Here is a 17729-nt window from a genome sequence, read left to right as displayed (position 1 = left end):
CCAAGATACGTTTTTTTGGAATTTTTTCAGCTATTTACTTACACTTATTTCAATGATTTATTAACAACTTTATTTTGCCTTTTAGTTAATAAATTAAGCGTTTTTTAACTGTTTTTTTATTATTTTTTTTGTCAATTAGCTGACAGGAGTTCTCGATGGGTACGGTTTTTGTTTTTCAAACAGTAATTCACTAAATTTACAATACCAATTATATATTATGGATGATAATTTTTCACCAAGAGTAAAAGATGTTATTACATACAGTAAAGAAGAAGCCCTTCGTTTAGGACACGACTTTATTGGTACTGAACATCTAATGCTGGGCATTTTAAGAGATGGTAACGGAAAAGCTATTCATATACTTAATAACCTAGCAGTCGATTTAGATCATTTACGCAGGAAAGTAGAAATACTGAGTCCAGCTAACCACAGCGTGGAAGTAAATGCCGAAAAGAAAAATCTTCATCTTACCCGACAGGCCGAAAGAGCCCTGAAGACCACTTTTCTTGAAGCTAAAGTATTCCAAAGCTCATCAATTAGTACAGCTCACTTGCTTTTATGCATCTTACGAAACGAAAACGATCCAACAACCAAGCTGTTGAATAAACTAAAAATAGATTATGACATAGCTAAAGAACAATATTTAAACATGACGCCAAACGAAGAAGAATTCTTAGAAAACTTGCCAAGAAACGAATCGTATAATGACGATTCAGGACAAGATGACAGTCTAAAAGAAAGTAGTTTCAATAATCCAGCCAATAAGTCAAACAAAAAATCTAAAACTCCTGTTTTGGATAATTTTGGGAGAGATTTAACAGAAATGGCGGAAGAAGGAAAACTAGATCCAGTTGTTGGACGCGAAAAAGAAATTGAACGCGTTTCACAAATTCTAAGCCGTAGAAAAAAGAACAATCCGCTTCTTATTGGAGAACCTGGAGTTGGTAAATCTGCTATTGCAGAAGGACTTGCTTTACGTATTATTCAAAAGAAAGTATCTCGTATCCTTTTCCACAAACGTGTTGTAACACTTGATTTAGCAAGTTTAGTTGCTGGAACAAAATACAGAGGACAATTTGAAGAAAGAATGAAAGCCGTAATGAACGAGCTTGAAAAAAACGACGATATTATTCTTTTTATTGACGAAATTCACACTATTGTTGGTGCCGGCGGAGCAACAGGTTCACTTGATGCTTCAAACATGTTCAAACCTGCATTAGCAAGAGGAGAAATTCAATGTATTGGTGCTACTACTCTAGACGAGTACAGACAATATATTGAGAAAGACGGCGCTTTAGAAAGACGTTTCCAAAAAGTAATTGTTGAACCAACTTCTGTTGAAGAAACAATTGCAATTTTAAATAACGTAAAAGATAAATATGAAGATCACCACAACGTAACTTATACTCAAGAAGCAATCGAAGCCTGTGTTAAATTAACAAACAGATATATGTCTGAGCGTTTCTTACCAGACAAAGCGATTGATGCTCTTGACGAAGCAGGATCTCGCGTTCACATTACCAATATTGATGTTCCTAAACAAATTCTTGATTTAGAACGTCAATTAGAGGAAGTTCGTGAAATGAAAAACATGGTAGTTAAAAAACAAAAATATGAAGAAGCTGCCAAACTTCGCGACGATGAAAAACGCATAGAAAAAGATCTAGCTGCTGCGCAAGAACAATGGGAAGAAGATTCTAAAAACAACAGAATTGAAGTTACAGAAAATAATGTAGCCGATGTTGTATCAATGATGACTGGAATTCCTGTAAACAGAATTGCACAAACAGAAAGCAACAAATTAGCTCAATTACCTGAATTAATTCAGAACAAAGTAATTGGTCAAAACGAAGCTGTTCTTAAAATTGCACGTTCTATTCAGCGTAACAGAGCCGGACTTAAAGATCCTAACAAACCAATTGGTTCATTTATTTTCTTAGGTCAGACTGGGGTTGGTAAAACGCAATTAGCAAAAGTTTTGGCTAAAGAACTATTCGATTCAGAAGATGCATTAGTTCGTATCGACATGAGCGAATACATGGAAAAATTTGCTATCTCTCGTTTAGTGGGAGCGCCTCCGGGATACGTAGGATACGAAGAAGGCGGACAATTGACTGAAAAAGTTCGTAGAAAACCATATTGTGTTGTTCTTTTAGATGAAATCGAAAAAGCGCATCCAGATGTATTTAATATGATGCTTCAGGTTTTAGATGATGGATATTTAACAGATAGTTTAGGTCGTAAAATTGACTTTAAAAACACTATCATTATCATGACTTCTAACGTTGGTGCTCGTCAGTTGAAAGATTTTGGACAAGGTGTAGGATTCGGAACTGCCGCAAAAGTGGCTCAAGCCGATGAAAACTCAAAAAGCATTATCGAAAATGCTTTGAAGAAAACTTTTGCTCCTGAATTCTTAAACAGAATTGACGACGTAATCGTATTCAACGCATTAGAAAAAGCTGACATTGATTTAATTATCGAAATTGAACTTAAAAAACTATATTCTCGTATTGCTGAATTAGGTTACAAACTAAGCTTAACTGACAAAGCAAAAGCATTTATTGCTGAAAAAGGCTTTGACAGACAATTTGGTGCAAGACCGCTTAAAAGAGCAATTCAGAAATACGTTGAAGATTTATTAGCCGAAGAAATCATCACTTCAAAAATACATTCAGGTGATGAGATCATGATGGATTTAAAAGACGACTCACAAGAGCTTTCAGTAGAAATTCACAAAGCTGAAGAGCCTACAAATCAATAAAATGATTTAAATTTATAACAAAAATAATATACCCGTTACGTTTTCATAACATAACGGGTATTTTTTTTGGATAATTTACTATCTTTAGTAAAAGCAAATAGCTATTTTTGGATATTAAATTCTATAATAAAAAACAACGTATGCTTCAACACAAAGTCATTTTAGGCAGCGAAGAATGGTGTTCATTTCCAGAACTAGGAATCCCGACAATCAAGGCTCGGGTTGACTCTGGTGCCAAAACTTCGGCAATGCACGCCATAAACATAGCTCCTTTTATAAAAAATGATGCCAATTGGGTGAAATTTGACATTAATCCAATTCAAAACAACATTAAAACCATCATTCATTGTGAAGCACCGCTGGTTGACAAAAGAATTGTAAAAAGCTCAAGCGGTTTTAGAGAACATCGTTACGTAATTCAAACCAGCATTAAAATTGGCGATTCAAAATGGCCGATCGAAATGACTTTGACCAATCGTGATTCTATGGGCTTTAGAATGCTTTTAGGACGCGAAGCCATGAGCGGTCGTGTATTGGTCGATCCAGAAGAAAAATACCTTCTTGGACAGCCTACTCCAGAATCTCTTAAAGAATTATATCAAAATTCAGAAAAAGCCAGTTCAGGTTTACGAATCGGACTATTAGCCAGTAATCCTGAATTATACAGTAATAAAAGAATCATGGAAGCAGGAGAAATGCGCGGTCATGAAATGCATTTTTTAAACATCAAAGAATGCTACATGAAACTGGACGCCAAAACTCCTGAAATTCATTATAGAGGCGGAAAAATTTTAAATCAATTTGACGCTATTATTCCAAGAATCCGACCAAGTATTACATTCTACGGTTGTGCATTAACACGTCAGTTTGAAGCTTTAAAAGTTTTCTGTTTAAACTCAGCAACAGCCATAACACAATCTCGCGATAAATTATATTCACTGCAATTACTTTTAAACAGCGGAATTGATATTCCAACAACTGGTTTTGCTAATTCTCCGCTTGATACAGACAACTTAATTAAAATGGTAGGCGGTTCACCTTTAATTGTCAAATTATTAGAAGGAACGCAAGGAAAAGGTGTTGTTTTGGCCGAAACCAAAAAAGCTGCAGAAAGTGTTATCAATGCTTTTAAAAGCTTAAATGCTAATATTCTAGTTCAAGAATTCATTAAAGAAGCCAACGGAAAAGATATTCGTTGTTTTGTAATTGACGGAAAAGTAGTTGCCGCCATTCAGCGTGAGGCTATGCCGGGCGAGTTTAGAGCTAATATTCATCTTGGCGGAACTGCATCTGTAATAAAAGTAACTGCCGAAGAGAAAAAGATCGCCATTAAAGCCGCAAAAGCAATGGATTTAAAAGTGGCTGGAGTTGATATTATTCGATCTTCTAAAGGACCGTTATTACTTGAAGTAAACTCTTCCCCAGGCCTTGAAGGAATCGAAGGTGCAACAAACAAAGATGTTGCCGGAGAAATGATTAAAGCCATTGAGAAAAATTTCAAACTATAATTAAGTTCATCTAAACTTAATAACGCATAAATAATTTAGCAGCTTTGTCAAAGTTTAAAACTTTGACAAAGCTTTTTTTATTTAACTTTAATAAAACTAAAGAATAAAAAATGGTACAATTCCCATATTTAGATATAATAATCAGAAGTGTCGCTGTCTACTTTTTTATGACTATTGCTCTACGAATATTCGGTAAAAAAGAACTTTCTCAATTAAATACGGCCGATATAATTTTAATTCTATTAATCAGTAATTCGGTTCAGAATGCAATGGTTGGTCCAGATACTAGTCTTGTTGGCGGTTTACTAGCCGCTTTGGTTTTATTTGTAATTAACTTCACGATAAAAAAGCTGACTCATCGGTATAAAACATTAAACAATTTACTTTTAGACAAACCCGAGATTCTTATTCATAACGGAAAACTTGATTTTAAAGCCTTAAGCAAATTAGACATATCTCACGACGAATTAAAAGAAGCAGCCCGTGAACATGGTTTAGAACATTTAACAGATATAAAGCTCGCTATGCTAGAAATTGATGGTACAATCAGCATTATTTCGCAAGACCAAAAGAAATTAAAACAAACACATTATAAACGAAAACACAATCGTAAAAATCTTCAAAAGTTTTAAAACAAAAAAAGCCGATTTCAAATTGAAATCGGCTTTTTTTTAATAGTTATTAAGATCGGTTTCTTTTATTGTTTTATTCGTTAGCCCAAAAGCTTTCAGTCTATGATTTAAATTCACTAAGATATAATCTTGCTCTTCCGGAAACCGCTCTGCAATATTTTTATAATGCTGCAGAAGTTTTTTGTCATTTACACCATCTAAAGCTTGTAAAGTAATATGAACAACCCTGTTTGCCTTATCATTTAAACCTAAAATAAAAGTATCAAGATAATTTATTTTATTCTTCAAAAGACCAAGTGAATAATAAGCACTCATTCGTATATCAACATCTTGATGTGAAGTAAACGGAATTAAAACAGCTGCATAATCAGTACCAGTTTCTTTTAACAAATAAGTACAAAAACGAAATGTTTCATCATCTTGAATTTTCGACGCATTTTCTTTAATCACATCCAGCCAGTCAGCACTTTTATCTTTTGCATACCAAAATACAGATTGAAAAACTGTCAATGAATCATTTTTAACGAAATCAATCAAATGCAAGAGTGCAAGATCATAATCGAATTTAGCAAGAAGCCGAAGAAGTTTTTTTTGAATTTCACCATTACTTACTTTAAATTCTTTTTCCAGAAAGTCTAAAGCCTCTAAATCTATTTTCTTCTTACGCAGGATTCCAGACAAACACTCCAATTTAACTTCCTCATCATCTGTCGAAGCATATACTTTTAAAATATATGCCACCGAACCGCTCAATGTATAATTAAACAAATCGTGGTCTTTAGTTTGGCTTTCAGCTGTAGTTTCATCAAGCCAGCGCTCGTACCAGTCTAAAAAATTGGATTCGAAAACAAAGTAAGGCTTTTGCCTGTCTAAATCAACACCTACCACTCTTCCTTTAAATTCTCCATTTAAAACAAGTCCATAATAATACGAACAGCCTTGGCTTCCTATAGGCAAAATTCCCGCAAACATTTTACCTAATTCCTCGTCAAATTCTTCATCAGAAATATCATCATTCTCATCTATCTTTTTCGTTAATTCCCGCCAGTACTCATCTGTCATTTTAGGATAAATCACACATTTTTTTTCTAAAAAATTTTCAAGATTATCATAAACAAATTCATCGATATGATCTCCAAATGGAAATATGCCATAACAAGGTCCCGCCGCAGAATTTTCGTATGATATGCCGCTGTTACCAATATTGAGCAGAAAAGCTTTATATGCTTCAGGAAGAGAAATATTATAATCACTTTCAAATTTTAAAATATCATGATGATTAGCAGTATTTCCAACAACATATTTATGATTGCTAGCTCCAAATACTTTTAAATCCTTATCAATTTCTTTTGCTAAAATCAGTTTCTGTTTGATTCTCTCAATTTGGCTTGTAAATTCTTCACTCATTATAATTATTTAAAAAAGTTTATGGATTTATTTCCCAATCTCAACTCCGGCAGTACTTAAACTAGATTTTACAATCAGTAATAAGACCAATAGAATTATTCCTTTTATTATTTTAAACATTAAACTATTAACAAAAATCTTAAAAACTAATTCAATAAACAGCCAATAAAAGTTTTCAAAGTATCATTTTAGGTGTTTCATGTTCATTTTTAACCAAGAAAAAAGCCGATTTCGAACTGAAATCGGCTTTAAATATTTTATAAAAAATGCAATTTATATCTCACATTTTTCAATATCATTTCACTAAATAAATACACTTAAAATAAAGTATATTAAACCTGCTAACAGAGCTGAAATTGGAATAGTTAATACCCAAGCCCAGATTAAACTTACTGTAACTCCCCATCTTACCGCAGATACACGTTTTGTTAATCCAACTCCAATGATAGATCCAGTAATAGTATGCGTTGTACTTACAGGAATTTTTAAATGCTCTGTAAAATAAAGCGTTAATGCACCCGCAGTTTCTGCAGCAACACCTTCAAACGAACTTACTTTTGTGATTTTAGAACCCATTGTTTTCACAATTTTCCATCCACCACTTAGAGTTCCCGCAGCAATTGCAGAATAACACGCTAACGGAATCCATCCTGGCATTACTCCTTTAATTCCTAAATCATCATTTGGTAAAACAACATCTAACCAAGCATCCATATGAACACCAGGATTTGTGTTAATATATACCGCAACGGCTGCAGCGATAATACCCATTACTTTTTGAGAATCGTTTCCTCCGTGACCTAAACTAAAAGCTGCAGAAGATAATAATTGCATTTTTTTCAAAGCAGCATCAGCTTGATGAAGATTCAAACTGCTGAATATTAAACAAAAAGTACTTACCGTTAAAATAATAAAGGCAACTAAAAACCATTTAATATTATGAGCTTCAAAAGCAACACTCCAAAAATGCGAATCAAATCTAGGTTTTTCGATTTCAGAATATGGTATCATTTGAGTATATACAAACCATACAGTTGCAATCATTAAAAGTCCTGTAAAAATCTTAGGACCAATACTTTTACGAGAAGCATTTAAAAGCCAGATCGAAATTAAGTACGAAGCCAAAGCTCCTAATAAAGGCGCCAAAACAATAAATGCAATGATAATAAGAACTCCCGAAGGCATTGCACCATCTTTTCCTGCTTTGTACCAGCTTACAATTTCATACCAATAATGTGTTGTTCCGTCTTCACCAATATAACCAGAGAAACCATGAACTGCAATTGCGTGTGCAACAGCCGCTCCCGCAAAACCTCCAATTAAAGTATGCGAAGAACTTGAAGGAATTCCTAACCACCAAGTTAGTAAGTTCCAACAGATTGCCGCAATAACACCGGCAAGAATTACCACTAGGTTAATTTCCATTGTGTGCGCTGTTTTAGCAACAGTATCCGCAACACCAAATCCGAAAACCCAATAAGCCAGAAAGTTAAAAAATGCTGCCCAAAGAACGGCCTGAAAAGGCGTTAAAACCTTTGTAGCAACAACAGTCGCTATAGCATTTGCCGCATCATGAAAACCATTGATGTAATCAAATATTAAAGCTAATACTATAATTAATATAAGTAGCGTCATAAAATTATAACTTCAGAATGAAAAATTGAATTAAGAATGTTTTACAGAAATAGATTCTAGTATGTTCGCAACACTCTTACACTTGTCTGTTGCTGATTCTAAAACAGATAACACTTCTTTATATTTAATAATATTTTTAGCATCTGTTTCGTTTTCAAAAATTTCAAAAACTGCTTTGTTATATACATTATCAGACTTGTTTTCCAGCTTGTTAATTCTAGCACAAGAATCTTTGATAACTTTAAAATTCTTTAAGTTTCTCAACTCTTTTACTGCACTGTCAATATTTTGACAAGCTTCAAGGTTGATTTCTGTCATTTTTCTGATCGATTTTGTAATCTTATCAACTTGATACAATTTCATACGGCTTGCAGCACCATGAAGGTAATCAGCAACGTTATCAATAGAAGTAATCAGGGTATGAATATCCTCTCTATCAAATGGAGTAATAAAATTTCTACTCAATTCAAGATTGGTTTGACGCGTAATATCTTCACCTTTTTGCTCTAATTCATCAATTTTTTGAAAAAGAACTTCTCTTTCTTTCAATGGAAGGTTTACAGCTTCGTGTAAATTAGAAGCTAATTCAATTAAATTGCTTGAAGCCTCTTCAAAAAGTGGAAAGAATTTCTTGTCTTTCGGCACTAAAAATTGGAAAATACTGTTTATTGACATTTTTATATTTTTGATAGTGCAAAATTACTTCAATAATATTTTACAATGTTAAGCCATTGTTAACAAATCGTTTTCAATTTGGAAACTATCAAGGAACGAAATAGTCTTTTCAATGTCATAATGTAAGATTCTATCCTCTTTTACCAAAGGCACTACTTCTCTATAGCTATTCAAGAACATTTCAATAAAATCGCTTGACTTCAAAGGCTCTCTGTAAGCAATTGCCTGCGAAGCATTTAACAATTCGATTGCCAAAATGCGCTCTAAATTATCCATAACACGCAAAGCTTTTGTAGCTCCGTTTGCTCCCATACTTACATGATCTTCCTGTCCATTACTCGATACAATACTGTCTATACTTGACGGAGTTGCCAATTGCTTGTTTTGACTTGCAATACTTGCCGCCGTGTATTGCGGAATCATGAAACCAGAGTTCAATCCTGGATTATCAACTAAAAAAGCAGGAAGATTACGCAATCCTGAAATTAATTGATACGTTCTTCTTTCAGAAATACTCCCTAATTCAGCCAAAGCAATTGCCATAAAATCTAAAGCTAAAGCTAAAGGCTGTCCGTGGAAATTTCCACCAGAAATAATCTGATCTGCTTCAATAAATATGTTTGGATTATCTGTTACAGAGTTAATCTCTGTCTTGAATACTTTTCTAACATAATCAATAGCATCTTTTGATGCTCCATGAACCTGAGGCATACAACGGAAAGAATACGGATCTTGAACGTGTTTTTTCTCTTGAGCAATAATTTCGCTTCCGTCCAAAAATTCAGTAATACGTTTTGCCGTTACAATTTGTCCTTTATGCGGACGTATATAATGTATCAATTCATTAAATGGCTCGATTCTTCCATCAAAACCTTCCAATGAAATTGTTCCAATTAAATCTGCCAAATACGAATATTTATAGGCTTTTAATAAAATATGAGCTCCATAAGCACTCATAAACTGCGTTCCGTTTAGCAAAGCCAAACCTTCTTTTGACTGAAGTACAATTGGTTCCCAGTTAAAATGTTTTAAAACTTCGGCAGAAGCCATTCTTTTACCTTCAAAAAACACTTCACCTTCGCCTAATAACGGTAAAGATAAATGTGCCAATGGTGCCAAATCTCCAGAAGCTCCTAATGAACCTTGTGTATAAATAACCGGCAGAATATCATTATTATAAAAATCAACCAAACGCTCTAATGTAACAAGCTGTACGCCAGAATGTCCGTAACTTAAAGATTGAATCTTAAGTAAAAGCATCATTTTTACAATTGCAGCAGGAACTTCCTCGCCAGTTCCGCAAGCGTGTGACTTAACAAGATTCTCCTGTAGCTGTGATAAATTTTCATTAGAGATTTTCACATTACAAAGCGATCCAAAACCGGTATTGATTCCGTAAATAGGTTCTGAATGCGAAGCCATCTTTTTATCTAAATAATCACGGCATTTTTGCACGTTTACTTTTGCCTCTTCAGACAATTCTAGTTTTTTATCTAGAACGATGATTTCTTGTAAAGCTTCTAAACTTAATGTTTCTGTACTTATATAATGGATTTCTCTCATGATGTTTTTCAATTTAAGATGTCAAAATTCAACAAATCAATATTAAAAAGCAACATTTTATCACAATAATTAAAATTTCAACACAAGACATTCTTCGCTTTTATTTTTTTCTCAATGCTAAAAATGGAGTCTTTTACTGCTTTTTGATTATTTTTTCATTAAAAATCAACTCATTGCAATAGGTTTTTATTGTAAAATGCGTTCTTAATTATATCAAAACCTCAATTTAGGTTGTCTAATTTTAACAAATACTCAATATTGAATTTTTGAGATTTGAATTATTAAAATATTCGTAAAAAGGCTCAAGGAGTTTTAATTACATCTAAAAAACAGTACTTTTGAAAAATCAAAATGAAAAGTAACAGCACAAAATATCATTCTACAATAACAACTCAAACTAGAGTTGCAATTGCTGCTACCATTACTTCTACTACAACAACTACTACCCCTTAGGGGTATACATTTTTACATATAATCCTAGGTTACCTATACTTTTTTCTTGAAAGAAGAGAGTTATTGGATAGATAAAATATTTGCATAAAAGAAAAAAAATATCAAAATGAAAGTATTAAAATTTGGCGGAACTTCGGTAGCCAATGCTCAAAATATAAAACTCGTTCTCGAAATTGTTAATCAAAAATCAAAAACAGATAAATTAGTTGTTGTAGTTTCTGCGCTTAGCAAAGTGACCGATTTATTGCAATTAGCAGCGGCTAAAGCGGCAGCAAGTGACGAGAGTTTTAGAGATATTGTTGCCGAAATAGAGAAAAAACATCTTGACACGCTCAAAGAACTTATACCTGTAAGCGAGCAAAGCAGTTTGTTGAGCCATGTAAAAAGAATCATAAATCACTTAGAAACTTTACTAGACGGTTGTTTTTTATTAGGAGAATTATCTCCAAGAACTGCTGATACTATTTTGAGTTTTGGAGAATTGCTTTCGTCTTTTATCATCGCACAGGCATATCAGCAAATTGACAAAAATGCGGTTTATAAAGACAGCCGCGAATTGATAAAAACAAATAACAACTTTGGTAAAGCGGTTGTAAATTTTGAAGCATCAAACAATTTGATTCAAGAATATTTTGCACAAAATCAAGCTCAAATCAATATTTTACCAGGTTTTATTGCACAAACTCTTGACGGAATTACAACTACTTTAGGCCGCGGCGGTTCTGATTATACAGCTGCAATTGTTGCAGGCGCTCTTGAAGCGGAACAATTAGAAATTTGGACTGATGTAAACGGAATGTTTACTGCAAACCCAAAAATTGTAAAGCAAGCAAGACCTATTGCCGACATTTCGTATCAGGAAGCGATGGAATTATCGCATTTTGGTGCCAAAGTTTTATATCCGCCTACAATTCAACCGGTTTTAAGAAAAAACATTCCCATTTTAATCAAAAATACTTTTGAACCAGAAGCCGAAGGAACTTTAATTTCCAACCATGTTTCCTCAAAAGATACTGTTGTAAAAGGAATCAGTCATATCGATAATATTTCACTTGTAACACTTGAAGGTCCGGGAATGATTGGCGTTTCAGGTTCATCAAAACGTTTGTTTGAAGTCTTGTCTCAGGAAAAAATCAATGTTATATTTATTACTCAGGCTTCTTCTGAACATTCAATTTGTATCGGAATTTTAAATTCGGATGCTGATAATGCCGAAGCTGCGATTAATAGAGCTTTTGAAATTGAAATACTTCAAAACAAAATTGATCCGTGTATCGTCGAAAAAGACCTTTGCATTATTGCTTTGGTTGGTGAAAACATGAAAAACCACCAAGGTTTAAGCGGAAGAATGTTCAGTACTTTAGGAAAAAACAACGTAAATATTCGTGCCATTGCTCAAGGTGCTTCCGAAAGAAATATCTCGACTGTAATTAACGAAAGAGACGTCAAAAAAGCATTGAATACTTTACACGAAAATTTCTTTGAAGAAAACACAAAACAGCTCAATTTATTTGTAATGGGAGTTGGAAATGTGGGCGAAAAATTCATCGAGCAGATTCACAATCAAAGAAAATTTTTAAAAGACAATTTAAAAATTAATGTTCGTGTAATCGCTTTGTCAAACTCTAGAAAAATGCTTTTTGATGAAGACGGAATCTCATTAAAAGATTGGAAATCGGCTTTAGACAAAGGCGAACCAGTTAATGCTGCAGAATTTATCCTGCGTGCAAAAGAAATGAATTTACGTAATAGCATTTTTGTTGACATTACAGCAAATGCAAGCGTTTCTGAACTATATGAGCAATTCCTAAAACAAAGTATTGCGGTTGTAACTTGCAACAAAATTGCCTGTTCATCTGCTTATGATAATTATAAAAAACTAAAAAGTTTATCTCGCCAATACAATGCTCCGTTTTTATTTGAAACAAATGTTGGTGCGGGATTACCAATTATAGACACGGTAAAAAACTTAATTGCTTCTGGCGATAAAGTGCATAAAATTCAGGCGGTTTTATCTGGAAGTTTGAACTTCATTTTCAATAATTTCGACAAAAACAATTCTTTCCACGATGTGGTAAAAGAAGCCGGAGTTCAAGGTTTCACTGAACCAGATCCAAAAATTGACTTAAGCGGAATCGATGTGGCTCGTAAAATCCTGATTCTTATTCGCGAAAGCGGTTACGAAATGGATATTGACGCCATTGCAAACGAATCGTTCTTGCCTGCAGATTGTTTAGCAACAACAAACAACGAAGACTTTTTTGCATCGTTAATCAAACACGCTTCTCATTTTGAAGGTATTTACAACAAAGCTTTAGCCAAAGATTCAAGATTGAAATACGTGGCACAATTCGAAAACGGAAAAGCAAGCGTAGGTCTGCAATTCATTCCAAAAGATCACCCTTTTTACAACTTAGAAGGAAAAGACAATATTGTATTGTTCTACACAGATCGCTACGTAGATCAGCCTTTATTGATCAAAGGAGCCGGAGCTGGAGCAGCAGTTACAGCATCGGGAATTTTTGCGGATGTAATTAGAATAGGGAATATTTAAAGGTGCTAAGGTTCTAAGATGCTAAGGTTCTGAGTTTTTTTTTCAAAACTGATCTTAGCCTCTTAGAATCTCAAAACCTTAGAAACTAAAAAATAAAAAGTTGCTACAGAAACCTTAGAATCTTAGCATCTTAGAACCTCAGAACCTTAAAAATGGAAATTAAACTATTTTGTCCTGCTACAATTGCAAACCTCTCGTGCGGATTTGACGTACTTGGACTTTGCTTAGACAATGCGGGCGATGAAATGATTGTTCGAAAAGTCGATCAAAAAGGAGTTCGAATCACTAAAATTGTAGGTGCCGATCTGCCTATGGAAACTGAGAAAAACGTTTCTGGAGTTGCAGCTTTGGCTATGCTTGAAACTTTAAGCGATTTGGATTTTGGATTCGAAATCGAAATTTACAAACACATAAAAGCGGGAAGCGGAATTGGAAGCAGTGCTGCAAGTTCTGCCGGAGCGGTTTTCGGAATTAATGAATTATTAGGAAGACCATATTCTCGTAAAGATTTGGTTCAGTTTGCAATGCAGGGCGAGAAATTAGCCAGCGGAAATGCGCATGCAGATAACGTTGCTCCTGCCCTTTTAGGCGGATTTACTTTGGTAAGAAGTTATGCTCCGCTTGATATTATCAGAATTGACAGTCCAGAAGAATTGTACGCAACGGTGGTTCACCCGCAAATTGAATTAAAAACGTCTGATGCACGTTCGGTTTTAAAACAAAACGTTTCGCTGAAAAGTGCTATTATGCAATGGGGAAATGTGGGCGGACTTGTAGCGGGTCTTTATACCAAAGATTACGATTTGATTGGAAGATCGCTTCATGATGAAATCGTTGAACCTTTAAGAAGTGTTTTAATTCCGGGATTTGATCAAATCAAACAAACGGCTTATGAAAACGGTGCTTTAGGTTCTGGAATTTCAGGTTCCGGCCCATCGATTTTTGCTTTAAGCAGAGGAAAAAATACCGCTGACCAAATCGCAAAAGCCATGAGCGAAGTGTACGAAAAAATGAGTTTACCGTATGAAATTCACGTTTCGAAGATAAATCCCGATGGTGTCCGCATCCTTTAGGATGGGACGCTGTAAGCAATAGGCTTTAGGCATTAAGCTTAAAATCTTTGCGTATAATATAAAAACCAAGAAAAAAATGAAAAGCTAAAAGCTAAACGCATTCAGAAAAAGCCTAATGCCTAATGCTTAAAGCTTAAAGCCATAAAAAAATGAAATACTATAGTTTAAACCACAATGCCCCAAAAGTTTCTTTTCAGGAAGCTGTTATACAAGGATTAGCGAGTGATAAAGGATTATATTTCCCAGAAAATATCACTGCTTTAGATTCTTCCTTTTTTGATAAAATCGAAAGTTTAAGCCACGAAGAAATTGCCTTTGAAGCGATTAAACAATTTGTTGGCGACGAAATACCTGCGGACAAATTAAAAGAAATCATTGCTGACACTTTAGTTTTTGATTTTCCAGTTGTAAAAGTCGAAGATGGAATTTATTCGTTAGAATTATTTCACGGACCAACAATGGCTTTTAAAGACGTTGGAGCGCGATTTATGTCGCGTTGTTTGGGTTATTTCAATAAAGACAAAAAAGACGCTAAAAACACCGTTTTAGTAGCCACTTCTGGAGATACAGGCGGAGCGGTTGCGAGCGGATTTTTAGGCGTTGACGGCGTTGATGTTGTCATTTTATATCCGTCAGGAAAAGTGAGCGATATTCAGGAAAAACAATTGACTACTTTAGGGCAAAACATTAAAGCGCTTGAAGTTGACGGTGTTTTTGATGATTGCCAGGACATGGTAAAAAAAGCGTTTTTAGATGAAACTTTAGCACATAAAAACCTGACTTCGGCCAACTCGATTAATATTGCGCGCTGGTTACCGCAAATGTTTTATTTCTTCTTTGCTTACAAAGCCTTGAAAAGCCAAAACAAACCTTTAGTTTTCTCTTGCCCAAGCGGGAACTTCGGGAATATCTGCGCCGGAATTATGGCAAAGAAATTAGGTTTACCAATTGAACATTTCGTGGCTTCTACAAACGTAAACGACACGGTGCCAAGATTCTTAGAAAACGGAAAATACGACCCAAAACCTTCTAAAGCGACTATCTCTAACGCCATGGACGTTGGAAACCCAAGTAACTTTATTAGAATTCAGGAATTGTATAATAATGATTTAAAAGCTTTCGAAAAAGACTTCTCTTCTTATAGTTATACTGACGAGGAAACGCTTGAAGCTCTAAAGAAAATTTATAACACAGATGGTTATATCGCAGAACCGCACGGCGCTGTTGGTTATTTAGGTTTGAAAAAAGAGCTTAAAAAACACTCTAACGCAATTGGTATTTTCTTAGAAACCGCACATCCTATTAAATTCTTAGATGTTGTTGAGCCCGCTTTAGGAATTACACTTCCTATTCCTGCTCAGATTGAGAGTGTTATTAATGAGGAGAAAGTGAGTGTGAAGATTTCTAGTTATGAGGAGTTGAAAAAATTCTTGAAATAAAAAATTTACTACAAATAATATTGAGCGAGTGAAAAATATTTTTCACTCGCTTTTTTTTTTAACTATCATAAATATTATTTCAAAACTTCTCTTTTAAACATTATGGAAATCCGTAAAATTATTTTAATAATAAACTGGACTTTTACACATTATTAACTCATAAAAAATAATATGAAATTACATTCTTTAAACATTTCAGGGTATAAAAGATTAAAAAACGTGAATGTCATGTTTGGCGATGCAACTTTCCTAATCGGGCAAAATAATTGTGGAAAAACCTCAATAATAAAAGCTATTGAAGTTTTATTATCAGCTAAAAAACAGTTATCAAGCAGTGAATATTATTCAATTATTGATGAAGAAACAAAAGAAACGAAAGTAGACGTTACAACTATAGTTTTGGAAGCTGAATTTAGAAATTTACCTACAGATGCGAAAACTTGGCGAGGATTTAAAGGTAGAATTTTTAATTATGAAATTCCTGAAGATTCTGAAGAAACGGGGCTATCTGTTATTTATAAAAAAACGTACGAACTAGGAAAAGATGTTATTATTGAATTTAAATCAAAGACAAGAGTCATTAAAGAAGAATTTTTAGATTGTAAAAAACCTCAAGATTATATTGATAAAGGGCTCGATGAGCAAATAATTTTATCTTATTTTACTGAATTAGACAAGAATATTGGAATAAGTAAAGCTGCTAAAGATAAACTAGAAGAAATTGATGAAATTTGGGATATCCTTGATAGTGAAGAATGGTTTCAAAATCCTGGAGGTATTCCTGGAAATGTTTTAAAAATGTTACCTAGATTTTTATTAATACCTGTGGATGCTTCTGCAAATGAAATACAAGGAAGTGGAAATGGTGTTTTAAATAAAACTCTAAGTGAATTATTTGAAACCGTTAGAGAAAGTTCTGATCATTTTAAAGAAGCGCAAATTCATCTAAATAATTTAGCAAAAGAGCTAGATCCTTCAGATGATGAATCTGAATTTGGTAAAATGATGCTAGATTTGAATAATGTTTTATCAAGTGTTTTTCCCGAATCTAAACTTCATGCAAATACAAGTCTTAGTGATCCTTCTAGTTTAAAACCAAGTTTTAATGTTGAAATGTCAAGTAATATTAGAACTACTGTTGACAATCAAGGAACTGGTATGATTAGAGCAGCAGTTTTTGGAATGTTAAGATATAGACAAATGTGGTTATCGAAGAAAGAGGATGAGCATATTAGATCTTTAATAATTTGTTTTGAAGAACCAGAAACTTACTTACATCCAAGCGCCGCAAATCAAATGAGAGATGCAATTTATGATTTGAGCACTCAAAGTTCTCAAATTATTGCATCAACTCATTCCCCTTACATAATTGACATTTCAAGAAAACCGAGACAGGTCCTTAATCGATTATATAATTGTGGTAATCATGTAGAATGTGATACTTTTAGTGTAAGTGAAAAATTTAAAGCCCTTCAAGAAGATGATAAACAATATGTAAAAATGATCCTTAAAATAGATAACTATATTTCGAGAATTTTCTTTACTAAAAATATTGTTATTGTTGAAGGGGACACAGAAGATATCCTAATAAAAGAGACATTAAAAAGACTAGAAAAAGCCAAATATTTAAAAATTATATCTGATTTTGAAATTATAAAAGCACGAGGTAAAGCTGCAATAATTGGATTAGTTAAATATCTTATTTCGATGGGAATACAACCTATAGTAGTTCATGATCTTGATGCTAATGAACCTAATGCTGAGAAGTTTAATCAACCAATCGAAAATGCATTAGGCGATGGTGGTAAAATTATACTAATGAATAATAATGTTGAAGATGAAATTGGATATACAGCAACTTACGAAAAACCTTTTAAAGCGTATAAGGAAACAGAAAAATGGGGACAGGATTGGAATGATATACCTCAAAATTGGCAAAAAAAAATAATCGAAATATTTGGAGAATATATTACTAAATAAAAAAACTTTTTCATAGCTCACTTTCCTGAGCTAGCGCGAGCGTTCC

At 33.7% G+C, this 17729-nt stretch carries 11 protein-coding genes; 7 read left to right on the top strand and 4 right to left on the bottom strand.

Annotation, left to right across the window (positions count from 1 at the left end; translation table 11 throughout):
• Positions 1-217: 217 nt before the first annotated feature.
• From ACHRV0_RS09570 to ACHRV0_RS09560, 3 genes are all read left to right on the top strand, one after another.
• Positions 218-2764, top strand: coding sequence for an ATP-dependent Clp protease ATP-binding subunit (locus ACHRV0_RS09570; RefSeq protein WP_395440696.1), 2547 nt, complete (start codon positions 218-220; stop codon positions 2762-2764).
• A 140-nt stretch (positions 2765-2904) separates the two neighbouring features.
• On the top strand, positions 2905-4272 hold the full coding sequence (gene rimK, locus ACHRV0_RS09565) for a 30S ribosomal protein S6--L-glutamate ligase (protein WP_089052330.1): 1368 nt from the start codon (positions 2905-2907) through the stop codon (positions 4270-4272).
• Between the two features lie 110 nt (positions 4273-4382).
• Positions 4383-4904 (top strand): DUF421 domain-containing protein, encoded by a 522-nt coding sequence (locus tag ACHRV0_RS09560; protein ID WP_395440695.1) that lies wholly within the window; start codon positions 4383-4385, stop codon positions 4902-4904.
• Positions 4905-4943: 39 nt separating this feature from the next.
• On the opposite strand, the gene ACHRV0_RS09555 is transcribed toward ACHRV0_RS09560, so the two are convergent.
• The 4 genes from ACHRV0_RS09555 to hutH form a co-directional block, all read right to left on the bottom strand.
• Positions 4944-6311 carry an SMI1/KNR4 family protein gene (locus ACHRV0_RS09555; protein ID WP_395440694.1) on the bottom strand — a complete coding sequence of 456 codons (1368 nt, stop codon included), beginning with the start codon at positions 6309-6311 and terminating at the stop codon, positions 4944-4946.
• A 303-nt stretch (positions 6312-6614) separates the two neighbouring features.
• Positions 6615-7946, bottom strand: a complete 1332-nt coding sequence (locus ACHRV0_RS09550; RefSeq protein WP_395440693.1) for an anion permease — start codon at positions 7944-7946, stop codon at positions 6615-6617.
• A gap of 30 nt (positions 7947-7976) precedes the next feature.
• Entirely contained in the window at positions 7977-8621 is a 645-nt protein-coding gene (locus tag ACHRV0_RS09545) for a DUF47 domain-containing protein (protein WP_089052333.1), read from the bottom strand.
• A gap of 48 nt (positions 8622-8669) precedes the next feature.
• Entirely contained in the window at positions 8670-10184 is a 1515-nt protein-coding gene (gene hutH, locus ACHRV0_RS09540; RefSeq protein WP_395440692.1) for a histidine ammonia-lyase, read from the bottom strand.
• A gap of 559 nt (positions 10185-10743) precedes the next feature.
• Here hutH and thrA point away from each other — a divergent pair.
• From thrA to ACHRV0_RS09520, 4 genes are all read left to right on the top strand, one after another.
• Positions 10744-13191 (top strand): bifunctional aspartate kinase/homoserine dehydrogenase I, encoded by a 2448-nt coding sequence (gene thrA / locus ACHRV0_RS09535; protein WP_395440691.1) that lies wholly within the window; start codon positions 10744-10746, stop codon positions 13189-13191.
• 152 nt (positions 13192-13343) lie between these two features.
• Positions 13344-14264 (top strand): homoserine kinase, encoded by a 921-nt coding sequence (locus ACHRV0_RS09530; protein WP_395440690.1) that lies wholly within the window; start codon positions 13344-13346, stop codon positions 14262-14264.
• 149 nt (positions 14265-14413) lie between these two features.
• Positions 14414-15703, top strand: a complete 1290-nt coding sequence (gene thrC, locus ACHRV0_RS09525; RefSeq protein ID WP_395440689.1) for a threonine synthase — start codon at positions 14414-14416, stop codon at positions 15701-15703.
• Between the two features lie 171 nt (positions 15704-15874).
• Positions 15875-17683: an ATP-dependent nuclease gene (locus tag ACHRV0_RS09520; protein WP_395440688.1), complete on the top strand. Its 1809-nt coding sequence runs from the start codon at positions 15875-15877 to the stop codon at positions 17681-17683.
• The last annotated feature ends 46 nt before the right edge of the window (positions 17684-17729 follow it).

Source organism: Flavobacterium sp. FlaQc-30, from assembly GCF_044005885.1.
GTDB lineage: Bacteria > Bacteroidota > Bacteroidia > Flavobacteriales > Flavobacteriaceae > Flavobacterium.
Note: the sequence above shows the minus strand (reverse complement) of the source record. Positions and strands in the feature narration are given on the sequence as shown.